The organism is Mesorhizobium opportunistum WSM2075, assembly GCF_000176035.2.
Classification (GTDB): domain Bacteria; phylum Pseudomonadota; class Alphaproteobacteria; order Rhizobiales; family Rhizobiaceae; genus Mesorhizobium; species Mesorhizobium opportunistum.
On sequence record NC_015675.1, the window covers coordinates 6,516,162 to 6,529,289 of the forward strand.

Here is a 13,128-nt window from a genome sequence, read left to right on the forward strand (position 1 = left end):
CTAAGATTGAAGTGAGATCGCGATGTTCTTGGTTTGCACGTAGTTCCATAACGCCTCGCGGCCCTTTTCCCGCCCGTAGCCGGACTTGCCATAGCCGCCGAAGGGCGTCTCGACGCCCCCGGCGAACCATTCGTTAACGAAGACTTGTCCGGCGCGCAGCCGCGCGGCTGTTTTCATCGCTCGGGTGACGTCGGCGGTAAAGACGCCACCTACGAGCCCGTAATCGGTTCCGTTGGCAATGCGCACTGCCTCCTCGTCCTCACCGAACTTTAGGACGGACAGGACCGGTCCGAAGATCTCGTCTCGGGCGATGTTCATGTCCGGTGTAACACCGTCAAATATGGTCGGCTCGAGGAAGTAACCGGGCTGGTTGAGTTTGCGACCACCGACCACGGGTCGGGCGCCCTGGCGTTTAGCCTCGCGGCACATTGCCTCGGCGCGATCGCGCTGAGCAGCGGAGATCATCGCCCCCATATTTGCGCCGAAGTCCGGTCGATCGAGGCCCGGTCCGACCGAGATCGAGCGGGCCATATCGGCCACCCGTTCGACGACCTCGTCGTGAACGTCATCATGGACGATCAGTCTGGACATGGCGGAGCATACCTGGCCGGCATTGAAGAAAATCCCCCAGCGCACCGACGACACAAGCGCGTCGAGGTCGGCGTCGGGCCAGACGATCGCGGCCGATTTGCCGCCGAGCTCCAGCACGCAGGGGACGACGTTCCTGGCCGCAGCTGAGGCGATACTGATGCCAGTCGTCACGGAGCCGATGAAGACGATCTGGCTGACGTCTCGGTGGCCGACCAGCGATGCCCCGGCTTCGCGACCAAGCCCGCACAGTATGTTGACTGCGCCGCGCGGCAGGCCAGCATGCTCGGCCGCCTTAGCGATGTATGCGCTGGACAGCGGGGCGAGTTCGGGGGTCTTGACGACGCAGGCATTGCCCGTGGCCAAAGCCGGCGCTAGCGAGCGTGCGGCCATCTCCAGCGGATAGTTCCACGGGATCACCTGCGCGGACACGCCATAGGGCTCGTAGCTGGTGAAGTCGTAATAGCCCTCGCCGAGCGGGATCGAGCGGCCCTCGAACGTTTCGGCCTGGTTGCCGTAATATTCGAAGTAACGCGCCGCACCCTCGACCTCGAGCCGCGCCTCCCAGAGCGGCTTGCCCGCCTCACGACACAGCACTTCCGCAATGATGTCGATATTGGCCAGAAGGTAGTCACCCATCGCCTGGACCATCCGGCCGCGCTCGACCGGACGCATTGCAGTCAGCACGCCAGTTTCGTGACACGCTCTGGCAGCTACGACCGCACGGTTGACATCGCCGGCATCGGCAAGCCCCTGCTCGGCCAGATTTTCACCTGTTGCGGGATCGTCGACCACGATCCTGCCGGCACCGCCGTCGGTCCATGCGCCGTCAATATAGTTCTGCCAATATGCCTTAACCTCAGGCATGGACGGCCTCGCGCATCCACTCTTGGAGCACACGTATCGAGTGCTCGGAATTGACGCCGCAATTGGGGTCGATAACGAGTGGGCCAGGCCGATAGCCGCGGCTTTTCAGACCGCGCTGGACGGATTCAACGATGTGGATATCTTCCTCCACCGTGGTCGCCCGATCTTGGATAGCCAGCTTGCGTATCATATCCGAATCGGCTCCGTTGATCGTGTACCAGCCGCGCCATACGACGACCTCATCCACGCCCTTGGGGCGCCAGTGATAGGTGTTCAGCACGTTGCCGGGGTAGACCTGGAAGGAGAATGTTGGCCACAAGAACCACGACGAATACTTCCGGGCGCGGGGATTGGCGGCGAGATCAATCGGGTAGCTCATGCGCTCCAGGTTCTGGCATTCGGTTGTATGCCTGAGGCAATAGCCTTGAGGCTGGATGTCATAGGTTTCCGGCTTGATCACGCCGGTCGAAAAAGTTTTGTGATTGAACTGGCAGTGATAGCACTCGGAATAGTTTTCGACGGAGACTTTCCAGTTGCAGCGTTCGGGAATCTCGACCCATTCTAGTGGTTTCAACCGCTCGATGTCAGGGACATATTCAGTTAGTTCTTCTCGAACTCTCGAGAACCATTCATCCATGGGGTGCGCATCTGGATCGAGATTCACGAACACGAAGCCCAGAAAAACCTCGGTTCTCACGGATGGCAAACAAACGTCGTGCCGGTCGAAACCCGGAACCGCCTTAATGTTCGGACCGCTGCGCAGTTGTCCGCTGATCTCATACGTCCAAGCATGATAGGGGCAAACGGTGAGCTTTGAATTTCCGGTCCCGTGCACCAACTCATGCGCCCGGTGCTGGCACACATTGTAGAAGGATCGCACTTCACCGTCGCGATCCCGGATACAGAACAGGTTCTGGCCGGCGATCTCGAACGTGAAGTAGTCGCCCGGCTTCTCCACCAGACTGACGTGCCCGGCAAATTGCCATGAGCGAGCTAGCAGGCCGGCCTGTTCCTTGGCAAAGATCTCTAGGTCGGTGTAGTAATGGGCTTCCAGAGATCGCAGGGGCACAATCGGCGGCATCGCGGGGATATTCATCGTTGATCCTCACTCCAGTAGATACCAAGCTCCTGGCGTCGCTGATGAAATCGCTGGATGTTGCTGACGGCCTCGGGACCAGCCTCGGGATGTAGCACCTCGCCGTGCAAGGGACTGTATCCACGGGCGGTAGTGGGGTACACGTCTTGGGCGGCGTGGCCGAAACGTTCCTTTGTCGATTGTGGCAACGCGAAGAACCGCCGGGAAGCCTGGATGGCTTCTGTAATCTGTTCTTTCGGGATGCCGTGCTCAAGGTAGAAGAACCCGGACTCCTCGCATGCCAGGCGCAGGCGCTCGCGCTCTTCGTGTCGCGTTGCATCGGCTGTCAATTTTGTCAGTGAGATTTGCGGTAGCGTGATCATAGCTGCTTCTCCGTTCGCGCATTGGCTTTATGGGTCACCTGGAAAACCCAGTAGTGGGCGCCCTCCTCCGCGAGGTATCTGCCGTTGCTTAAACACTGTGCCGTCACAAGCAGGTCCTCATCCTGCAGACGCCGCACCTCATCTTCAAAGGATGTGGCCTCCGCATAGCTTTTGCGGGTGCTTGCGATGATGAACCCATCGGGGCGCGTCACGCGAGCAAGTTCGCGCAATGCGTCCGGTCGGACGTGCCCGAGCGTGAAGACGCCGCAGCAAACAGTAATGTCATAAGTCGCACTGGAGTAGTCGGAGAGCGGCCCATTAAGGTCGACATCGCCTTGGACATGGCGGTAGACGTGGCTTTTTCGCGCCTTTCCTGCCATGTCTTCGGAAAGGTCGAACCCGTCTAGCAACTGGAAGCCGAGGCGATTCAACTGCGCGCCAACGAGGCCCGTTCCGCACCCGGCGTCAAGGATTGCGATGGCTGCTCGTTCATTGGCAAAATACGCCGTCTGCACCGCGCTCGCGAGTTCCGCAACAACCGTCGGCCCGCAGTAGCCCTCGCGGCCAACATCCAGTTCATAGGAACTGGCCCATCCGCGATAGAAGCGGGCCAAGCGACCGACGTCGCCGTCGAGGGCATGGGAGTCCTTGATGCGCTTTCGTGCGGCTTGCTCTATTGCCGTCTGCTCATTCAGAGTGGTCATGACAGTTCCTCCGTGTAGGGGTAGATGAGATGGGGTACATTCGTCAGCGGCGGGGCAATGGGCTGTCGGTTGCCGTATTGCTGAGCATGGCTATCCGACCATGCGGAGGCGCCTACGCTCCAGGTGATAACGTCGTGGATCAGGGCATCGCTCAGGCCCATGCCGCGCCCAAGATCAAACGCCTCGTCAAGGATCAGGCGATTCAAGTTAGTGAGCTCGACGGACAGAGACTCGAGTAGCCGTATCTGGACGTCACTTAGCGGGACGTCCTCGAGCGGAAACATATGCTCGCGCTTCGGTTTGATCCGTCCGACGGGATCGGTCAGAAATTCTTGGTCTGGCGGATGCGCGGGGTCGGCACCGTATTTGGATGGCGCGCGATAACCCGGCACTTGCAGTCCAGCGCCGTAGGCCGCCTGCGCCAGTTCGACGACGCTCAGATGGCTGTCGTGTCGATCGAACTTCCTTCCCGCCAGGCTATAGCGCTCTTCGATCGTGCGCCCGATCGGCAGTCCCACGCCGAGTTCGTCGGCCAGCTGGACGGTCAAGTCCATATCCTTCATCGTGATCTCCAGAGTGCAAGAGCGATCGTAACTGCCATCTAGGAGAAACGGGACGAATTGCTCGACTGCAACGGAGTTCGCCGAAGAACCGACAAACTTGCGCCACGCCTGCTGGGCTGGAACGCCGTCGCGTACGCTTCGGCAGAGCGCGTCACCGCTGGCAACGGCCGCAGCGTAAAAGAGAAGGTTCGTCAGAAGTTTGACCGACTGGCCCTGACCGATGTTTCCGACATGGAAGGAGACGGCTCCCATGGCTTGCAACGCCGCCTCGCAACGTACATAGGCTTCCAATGGCCCACCCACGAAGAAGCTGACATTGCCAAAATCGACCCCCATGTGAGACAAGTTGCTCACGGGCGCTTCTAGCGAATACACGCCAATTGCTGCCGCCCGTCGGGCGATCTCGATCGTATTGTGGTAGTCGGTAGTAGACGCGTCGATCCACACGCCGCCCGGTGGCATTCCGGCCATAGCGCCCTGCTCGCCCGTCATGTTGTCAAAGACATCGCGGGGCATCGGCAGACAAGTAATGACAATCTCGCAATCGCGGGCCGCGTCACACGGTGCATCATGCCACCGGGCTCCCTTTTCGACCACGTCTTTTGCAGCCGCGGGATCAATATCGTACACATTCACCAGATAGCCGGCCTCCAGGAGCTTGGCGATCATCGGCCGCCCCATGCTGCCGGTACCAACGAATCCGATGCGTTCGGCGTTGCCGAAAAGAGCGGCGGGCGCGGCTTCTACAGTAGACAATGGGACTTCCTTTCATAGGTCAGTCGCGATTAGTGCTACGTACAGTTCAAACAGAACCTAGGCCCACAAATAAATGGATGATGTCATCATGGCAAGCTTTCTTATATTAAAATCACTTTAAATTTTGCACAATTAATATTTACCAAGCATATGTGGATATGACGTAATACGGAACCTCGCAAATTGTGGCGCCGACTTGCTTTCATGAGTTGCCGCACAGTTTGATGAAATTTCGAGAATAAGCCAGAATTCATTGGATTGTCGCTATGACAGTGGTCGGCTGAAGGGACGTGGTTGTGCCCGTTCCCAATCGCCGCCCGAGATACATGCGTAATCTTCCGCGGGTCCACGCTTCCAAGTTGGCAAGCACCCCTGGGGTCTGGCAGAAGCCTAAGTAGCCGCGCCATCCGATGAGGTACTGGCTTCGACGCCTGGGCCAGCTGCCGCAGACTTATGCCCCGGGTCTGGCGTACTCATATCCCGGATCAGCGCCTGAATTTGGCGAGGGCCTTCGGCACTATGCGCCGCTCGCTCCCGTCATTCGCGATGCTCACTTCAGGAACTTCCGATCCTCCGGCCGCGATTCGACGCGTGTTCGGCGTTGGGGATGCCGATTCCGAAATACCGCATGTGCGCAACATCAAGGATGCGATTTACCAAACTCGAGAAGGTGTATCCGGCGGTCCTCGCTGCCAGAACATAAGAGGCGCGCATACGGAGTGACGGCATGTTGTTGATCTCGAGGACAAAGGCCTGGCCGGAGCGGTCGATCCGTAGGTCGACGCGGGCGTAGTCCCGGCACTGGCACTCAAGGAACGTCGCAACCGAAATATCTTGCAGCACAGTCGCAAGCCTACTCCCGATTTGCCCCGGGCAAATTCTCCGCTGCTTAGCTTCCCGAGTCAGACAACGCTTTTCGCGGTCGCGGAAGTCGTATTCCACAAGGGGTAACACCTCGAGCTCTCGATTTCCAAGCAGCGCGACAGTGATTTCTCGCCCATCAATGTATTCTTCGACGAGTGCGTCCTGAGCATACAGCGTTACGATCACCTCCACGGCCTGCCTCAACTGAGCGGGCTCATGTGCCAGCTGTAACCCGAAGCTCGCGCATTCGTAACGCGGCTTCACTACCAATGGGAATCGCAGGTCGCCGGTAGTCTCGGTGCCGAGACGCATCACCCGAAAATTTGGCGTCGGCACTCCGCGATCGCGGATGAGCCTCTTGATGATGACCTTGTCGAACGCCAGACCATATCCAAGCGGGCCCGGTCCGGTACACGGCACGCCTGCCATCTCAAGCATGGCCGGAACGCCGGCTTCAGGGCGCTCGCCCTGACTTCCCCACGCCAAGTTGAAGACGATCCCCGAGGGCCGGGATTGCCGATCGGGGGGCATGAACCGCTCGAGCGTAGCGAGCAGTCCTTTGTCGCCGTCGCAAATCAGCGTCTCGTGACCTCCCTCTTGCAGCGCCGCCACCACGCTTTCCACCTCTTCGCGGTCGCCGAACTCCGGAATAGGCTGCCCGAACCGGTTGATCACACCTGTATGATCATGGTTCGATACGACTGCTACCCGCATAAGCTACTCCCTTGATGTTTGTCCGCCGTCACGTTTATTCGCTCGCCTTCTGTCAATCGAAGGGATCAGCACGTCTGGAGCCCGTGCCCCTTCACTACGTTCCATGCAATCGCCGTGCCGCCGAAGACATGGCGCGAGCAAGAGGAATAATCATGTCATCTGCGCTGCGCCGGCGGAATGGTCGCGCCCCGGTGTGTGGGGATTCGAATATAGACGTCATGAATGGTACACGGTTGAGTACGACAGCAATCGGCGTCTGTCTTATGAGCGGATGATGACGAATTGCCCCCGCTCTTGGAAGATCCCGTGCCATCACCAGTGCCAGTCAGGATTTCCATTGCACTGAACGGCCGCGTGGCTTGGAAAAAAGACACAGGCTGATGCCGCATGCCTGCCGAGCGCACCGCACCATATCCAGGCGCACCGCATGCGCGCGCTCTCATGCCGCTTGGCCACCCGCACCATGATACACCGTCTAGGCACGATCGCACCGCAGCGCTCTATGATTATGCCTTGCATCATGTGGTGCGCACCGCTGGCCGAGCACGGCCGCACTGCTCACCTTGGCTAATTGGGTCGCCTCAAGCACACCCCGAAACGGGGATCACCTCTCTTTCAATAAATGCCGGTTCGCTGTACGGTGCACACCAAAAGTTGAGAGTGTAGTCCGAGCTGGTTCGCACGATGGGCAGCTCGCATATGCGGAGCGAGCCTGGTTGGCGAAATGACAACGTCGGGCGAGCTTACTGAGGGGCTGCACTCGAAACTTGAAGTAGTTGCCGAGGCGACGCTCCTTTGATCGTTCCGGTCGTCCAGCTCGTAAACGCGAGAGATAGCGCTGCGGTTGTGGGAGATAACTGATAATGGCGGCCGATTGCCGAGCGCTTCAGGATCCGGATTCACGCCAATGCCCAGGCCCTCAGGCGGCGCAATATGGCCGCTGCGGCGAGCTGGGGCGAAAGGATCGAGCCGCGGAGTAACGTAACTCGATAGATCGCATGCATTCATGATCCGGCTGGATGGCGTCGACGCGCCAAGTGAAGGAGTGCACCCGTCGTAACGTCGGACCCCCATGTACCCTCGATACACATCACCCCAACCGCGATTCTTTCGTCGGTATCGACGCGGAGCAATGTGAGGCGATGGTATAGGAGGTCGTTCCACCCGCCAAGTTATAAGGAACATGGCTGATCAATGGCACTTGCCAAACCACTAGGCAGGTGATTTTCATTTGAAAGGCGTCGCATCTGAGCACCCTCCGCGCGTCTGAAGCACATTCTTGGCGAGATCTAGTCCCATTGTGACTCCGTCATTAAGATTGCGCCAGCCGCCTCTTAAGATTCCTGATCTCCTTCTTCGTCAAACCGAACTATCTACTGCAACTCTCGCGCCCGCCCGGCGCCATTCCGAGTTTCCCAGATCAAGTCCAAGTTGCGTAACATCACTTCCGTAACGCTGAAGGTTTGCTTCCCTTGCCGGGAAGTTAGGCGAGCGTCGATGTCCGGATAGATAAAGAAGGGAAGGGAAATTCGTTCGGCCGGACCGGTGTGCACGACCTGATGGGGCGTGCTCTGCAATTATATTTACAATCGCGTCAGATGAATATCTCTCACGTTTTCCTCGCTTATAGCAATACCCAAATTCATGAATAATGTGCGTGCAGGCTTGGCATGTTCCTGGCCATCGACCGACCAGGTCTCTAAGTTCACCACGTCGAGTTCCATCACTGCGCTGGCAAGATGGAAGGCGCGGCCTTCCTCAGGAACGAACTGCCCAAAACCGCGATGGTCCCAACCGACGCTTCCTTGGGCCGCACATCTTCGACCGCGTCTGCATCATCATGGGATCGAGCACCGGCTGACCAAACTACCATCCTTGAACCAGCGGTCAGGCCGAGCGGATGAACCGGACAATCGAGGATGCCACGGTCAAGGTCTACCACTACGACGATCTAGAAAGCCTCAAGGCCCATGTCGTGGCCTTCGTCGCCGCCTACAACTTCGCCAAGCACCTCAAGGCTCTGCGATGGAAAACACTCTACCATGATCTGCGGGGCATGGACGAAAGACCCGTCAATCTTCAAGATCGATCCGCGCCATCTCATGCCGGGACCACACAAACAAAGTCATCTCGACCTGCAACTCCCCGGTCTCGAGTGCACCAATCTTTGACGACGATCACCCGTTGCGTAGCTTCCTCCTCTGGTGCGGAGGGTGAGGGGCTTCAGATTGTTCCTGTTCGCCGGAGGTCGGAAAAGGTGTGATCGACCAATTGATTAAGTTGACGGCTCCCTCAAGTATCGTCTCGGTCTCAGAATAGCTGGGTGAAGCAGCGACGACATGTCCGATGCGGTCTCGATAGTCGCCTTTCCTGACGATCGGTGTCTTGGGTTTGGCGTACAATTCCACCTCGGCGACGCCAGGTAAACCAGCCGCCTGACAGTCGCCACTGATCCAATCTAGGGTGCCATCGCGATCTGCGATCAGGAACCGCGCGCCCGCAGAATGCGAATACTTTTTGCGCAAATCCGATCCCTCGCCGACCGTTAGCTTGATGTGCTCGGTGACGAGGTCGACGCCGTAAGCCAGCTGAACCAGCTGAGGATTGGCCCCACCCGCAATGCGCGGATTGACTTCAATGACGACGGGGCCACGCTTCGTCCACCGGAATTCAACGAAGGATGGCCCCCAGCCAAGGCCGAGAGCTCGCAAACAGCTGAGCGAAAGGTCGGCGATGCATTTATACTCCTCACTAGTCAGCGGGGCTGGATGGATGTACTCACGAAAGATGAAATGCGGTGGGGGGCCGAATTCAGCGGCCTCAATCCCAATGACTTCATTTCCCATTATGTCAGCGCTATAGTGCGGGCCTTGTGCGAATTCTTCGACCAATATACGCGGCGAAGACCGGTGCCTCCCGCTCAATAGATAGGTCGCATGTTCGGCTAGATCATCGACGTTGCGGCACAAGCGAACCCCAATGCTTCCGCTGCCTAGGGCTGGCTTGATAACCACCGGCAGACCGATCTGCGCGACAGCGCTTTCAACCTCCGCCGCATTCGCTGCCAAGCGATAAGAAGGCATTGGAACGCCGGCCTCCGCGAGGAGCTGACGTTGAGTAAATTTGTTGCAGCATCCTTCAATCGATGCGGGGTTCGGCCCCGGTAAATCGAAATACCGGCAGAGCTGGCCAACTGTGGCATAGATCGACTCGTCGTCGCCCGCAAAGCCCGTAATGCCAGCAATGTCATACGTCCCACCCAGCCGGGAGCATTCGTAGATCAGCGCATCGAGACTGTTTGTATCGACACGGATTGTCTCGATGCTTTCCGCCGCAAGGTAGTCGTACCGAGCTGGATCAGCCGACAGGGTGATTGGATGAAGACCAAGGCGCTGGGCTGCTTTCATATACAGCAGTCCGATACGATTATGCCCTTCAACCAGGATGAGCGCTCTTCTTGTCATTGGCTGTTCACTCTCCGTTGGGTGCTGTCCGGCTGCCTGAGCGTCAATAGGCGTCGGCTTCTTGTGCCCTACCGAGCCTCAGACCCTTGCGGTGAAGGTAACATTGTCAGCGACTTGCGGTTGCAAAGATACTGTAAAGATGTTTGAAGGATCTGTTGCAGGGTTATGGTTAGCAGCGGTCGGCGGCCGCCTATCCGGAGTCGGCGAGTTCTCCGTGAGAGAAGGCGACGACGCCTCACCATCGATCTGTCGGTCTTGGCACGACGCCGCCGGCGCGACGTGGCAATAGAGGCGGCGTCGACGACATGGCTTTCGATCCCTCGGCCGTGCCAGCAGTCCTGTGATATCGCCGCCGCGGACCGCATGTTTCGACATCTTCTCCCCACTGCGCGGCGACAGCGAGCTGATCAACCAGGTCGATTTGCTGAGTTCCAAAGAAACGAAGATCGCGCCAAGATCGGTGGATAGCGGCAGGCGCCGCAGATCGATCGGCTACAACACGCATCGAACATCGAACCACAAAGCCAAAGCACCCATGGACCAACGGCCGGGTCGAGAGAATGAACCGGACCATCGAGGACGCCACCGTCCAGCGCTTCCACTATGAGAGCCACGATCAGCTCCGGCAGCATTTCACCGACTTCGTCGCTGCGTACAACTTCGCTCGCAGGCTCAAGACCCTCAAGGGCCTCACGCCCTACGAGTTCATTTGCAAGGCATGGGCTGCACAGCAGAACGCTTCAAGCTTGATCCGCTCCGCAAATGCCGGGACTTCTCTATTCGGCGTGTTGAAGGCAATCGCTTTCAAGCTTCCTCTACCACGCGCATTTGATGTCTTTCGCGAGGCCGTGCTTCTCTTCGGGATCGGCGCGTTGGCCCTCCCAGCATGGGATCAGTTGGAGTGAAGGGGACAACATAAACAGCGTTCTCACCATGTTGCCGCGGTGGAAACGAGTCCCGGCACGTCCTCTCTTCATCCTCCGTCCCGCGAAGGACATTCATCCGCCCCTGGCGGATCTGGTTATCGGATGTTCTCCCTTTCGTTTGGTGGACCCGCTTTATCACCGCCGTCGCTTCCTCTCGCGCCCACCGGAACTCATTGCCATCGGACCATATTCTGTGCAGGGCATGGGCAACGGTCGCTCTTTGTCGGCCCCGGCGCTTAGCGACGTTCATCGCCCAAGCTTTCAGCCATGACCACTTTTTCATCACCGTCAGCAAGACTTGAGCGGCTTCATAAAGTAGCGTTCGCATCATGGCGTCACCGCAGGGAATACGTAAGGCTTCGACAGCATGCTGACGCGCGCGCTCGTTGCGGCACGCACCAGGCTGGTCAGGATCACGACCGAACTCTCAAACCAGATCCGAGGGCTCATGAAGACATTCGGACTGCTTGTTCCCGCCGGCAAAGGAAGCACGTTCGAGAGGAATGTCCGCAATCTCCTTGTCGACCAGGACGGCCTCCTATCGTGCTGCCGAGGCTGGAAGCCTGGCGCAACATGCGCGTTCGGGCCGCGGAACTCGGGCGTCAGCTTGTCGCTGGTGCGCGTCAAAGCCGAGCGATCCCCGGTGTCGGCGCAATCACCGCGACTTCGTTCGTGACCGCCGTTGAGGAGCCGGACAACTTCAAGAAATCTCGCTCCGTCGGCGCCTGGCTTGGCCTGACTACCCGACGATACCAATCGGGAGAGGTCGACTATGATGGCCACATATCCCGGCGGGGCGATCGTCATTTGCGGGGGCTTCTCTACGAAGCTGCGACGGTCCCGCAGCTGCGCCGACAGCAGCCTGCGAACATGGGGTCTAAAACTCCGAGAGAGGATAGGCTTCAAACGAGCCGCCGTTGCCGTAGCCCGCAAACTGGCGGTGACAATGCATGCGATGCTCAAGACCGGCGAGTTCTTCGACAGGACCGCTGGCGCGACAGCATGACGGCTTTAAGGATCGCGTTCAGTCTCTGAGCGCGCCGAGACGTCCCTGCCGGGGCGTGGACAGAGCCATTCCGCTGATGGGTTGCACCGCTGGCTCAGCTGAGTGCGGTGCTGCGCTTCTGGCTGATGGGAACGAGGTCACGTCTTTCAGCAGCCTCGACCGCAGGAAAGGGAGAAGCGCAGCATGAAACACTATTGTGCACTGGATGTATCGGTGGAAGAGACCGCGGTTTGCATCATTGATGAAACAGGAACAATTTGCCGCGAAACAAAGGTTACTACTCACCCCGATGATTTGATCTCGGTGATAAAGGACCCGAAGTGGCAGATTGAGCGGATCGGTCTTGAAGCCGGACCACTGTCGCAATGGCTTTACGAGGGACTTGCCAAGGCAGGACTGCCCGTGATCTGCATTGAGACCAGGCATGCCAAGGCATTTGAAAGCTCAACCGAATAAGACCGACCGTAACGATGCCCGTGGGATAGCCCAGATGATGCGCGTCAATCTCTATCGGCCTGTGCATGTGAAGACCCTGACGAGCCAGAAGCACTGGGCATTGCTGACAGCGCGCAAACTCTTGCAGGGAAAAGCCATCGCCATCGAGAATGACATTCGCGGATTGTTGCGCAATTTCGGCCTGAAAGTCGGATTGGTTGGAAAGGTTAAATTCGAGGAGCGGATCAATGGTCTCGTCGAAGACAGGCCTGAGCGACATCATGCAGCCTTTGTTGACTGGGCGCAAATTGCTGCGCCAAGAGTTCACCAAGCTGCACAAGAAGGTCTTGGATTTGGTCCGTGAGGATGAAGTCTGCCGCCGGTTAACGACGATCCCCGGCGTCGGGCCCGTTGTCGCTCTGACCTATACGGCAACCATCGATATACCTGCGCGGTTTGCACATTCAAAGGCAGTTGGTTCGGTGCTCGGCATGACGCCGTATCCTGTTGTGGTGACGCGATGATGCGATCCCTGCTTTAGCAGCGCAGGTCCTGCTGGCTAATGTCAAGAAATGATCTTGGCTAAAAGCCTGGGCGGTGAATATCGCCAAACACCGCGGCAGGCAAAAGGCGGTTGTAGCTTTGGCCCGACGGCTTGCGGTGATCATGCATCGCATGTGGGGTGACGGGACCGAATTCTGCTGGACACGGGAGAGCTTGCCTGTTGCTGCGTAATTAGCAACCAGGATAGCGAGAGCCAAAGGAGACAATAAGATTCCGCCG

Annotated in this window: 8 protein-coding genes and 6 pseudogenes; 4 read left to right on the forward strand and 10 right to left on the reverse strand. The window is 58.3% G+C overall.

Going from position 1 to position 13,128, the window contains the following annotated elements:
- From MESOP_RS31275 to MESOP_RS31300, 7 genes are all read right to left on the reverse strand, one after another.
- Complete coding sequence (locus MESOP_RS31275) at positions 1-1,455, reverse strand: aldehyde dehydrogenase family protein (RefSeq protein WP_013533461.1); 1,455 nt, start codon at positions 1,453-1,455, stop codon at positions 1-3.
- Entirely contained in the window at positions 1,448-2,551 is a 1,104-nt protein-coding gene (locus MESOP_RS31280; RefSeq protein ID WP_013533462.1) for an aromatic ring-hydroxylating oxygenase subunit alpha, read from the reverse strand. Before MESOP_RS31280 ends, MESOP_RS31275 begins: the two co-directional genes overlap by 8 nt.
- Positions 2,548-2,913 (reverse strand): 2-oxoglutarate and iron-dependent oxygenase domain-containing protein, encoded by a 366-nt coding sequence (locus MESOP_RS31285; RefSeq protein WP_013533463.1) that lies wholly within the window; start codon positions 2,911-2,913, stop codon positions 2,548-2,550. Before MESOP_RS31285 ends, MESOP_RS31280 begins: the two co-directional genes overlap by 4 nt.
- Positions 2,910-3,617 carry a class I SAM-dependent DNA methyltransferase gene (locus tag MESOP_RS31290; RefSeq protein WP_013533464.1) on the reverse strand — a complete coding sequence of 236 codons (708 nt, stop codon included), beginning with the start codon at positions 3,615-3,617 and terminating at the stop codon, positions 2,910-2,912. Before MESOP_RS31290 ends, MESOP_RS31285 begins: the two co-directional genes overlap by 4 nt.
- Positions 3,614-4,936, reverse strand: coding sequence for an NAD(P)-dependent oxidoreductase (locus MESOP_RS31295; RefSeq protein ID WP_013533465.1), 1,323 nt, complete (start codon positions 4,934-4,936; stop codon positions 3,614-3,616). The genes MESOP_RS31290 and MESOP_RS31295 overlap by 4 nt, the downstream gene beginning before the upstream one ends.
- 250 nt (positions 4,937-5,186) lie before the next feature.
- Positions 5,187-5,306, reverse strand: coding sequence for a hypothetical protein (locus MESOP_RS36900; protein WP_245262920.1), 120 nt, complete (start codon positions 5,304-5,306; stop codon positions 5,187-5,189).
- Positions 5,307-5,491: 185 nt separating this feature from the next.
- The gene (locus MESOP_RS31300; RefSeq protein WP_013533466.1) at positions 5,492-6,514 is read right to left on the reverse strand and encodes a D-alanine--D-alanine ligase family protein; all 1,023 of its coding nucleotides are present in this window, start codon (positions 6,512-6,514) and stop codon (positions 5,492-5,494) included.
- A gap of 1,689 nt (positions 6,515-8,203) precedes the next feature.
- Here MESOP_RS31300 and MESOP_RS34415 point away from each other — a divergent pair.
- A pseudogene (locus MESOP_RS34415) lies at positions 8,204-8,685 on the forward strand (integrase core domain-containing protein); the annotation flags it as partial.
- Positions 8,686-8,691: 6 nt separating this feature from the next.
- Here the strand turns inward: MESOP_RS34415 and MESOP_RS31310 are convergent.
- Both MESOP_RS31310 and MESOP_RS34420 read right to left on the reverse strand, forming a co-directional pair.
- Positions 8,692-9,978, reverse strand: a complete 1,287-nt coding sequence (locus MESOP_RS31310) for an ATP-grasp domain-containing protein (protein ID WP_013533467.1) — start codon at positions 9,976-9,978, stop codon at positions 8,692-8,694.
- A 245-nt stretch (positions 9,979-10,223) separates the two neighbouring features.
- Positions 10,224-10,467, reverse strand: a pseudogene (locus tag MESOP_RS34420) (IS110 family transposase); the annotation flags it as partial.
- Positions 10,468-10,481: 14 nt separating this feature from the next.
- On the opposite strand from MESOP_RS34420, the pseudogene MESOP_RS31315 reads away from it, so the two are divergent.
- Positions 10,482-10,770: pseudogene (locus tag MESOP_RS31315) on the forward strand (integrase core domain-containing protein); the annotation flags it as partial.
- Positions 10,771-11,043: 273 nt separating this feature from the next.
- Here MESOP_RS31315 and MESOP_RS36450 read toward each other — a convergent pair.
- Positions 11,044-11,244: pseudogene (locus MESOP_RS36450) on the reverse strand (IS110 family RNA-guided transposase); the annotation flags it as partial.
- 15 nt (positions 11,245-11,259) lie between these two features.
- On the opposite strand from MESOP_RS36450, the pseudogene MESOP_RS34425 reads away from it, so the two are divergent.
- Positions 11,260-11,910: pseudogene (locus MESOP_RS34425) on the forward strand (IS110 family RNA-guided transposase); the annotation flags it as partial.
- Between the two features lie 183 nt (positions 11,911-12,093).
- Positions 12,094-13,080: pseudogene (locus MESOP_RS31330) on the forward strand (IS110 family RNA-guided transposase).
- Positions 13,081-13,128 lie beyond the last annotated feature (48 nt).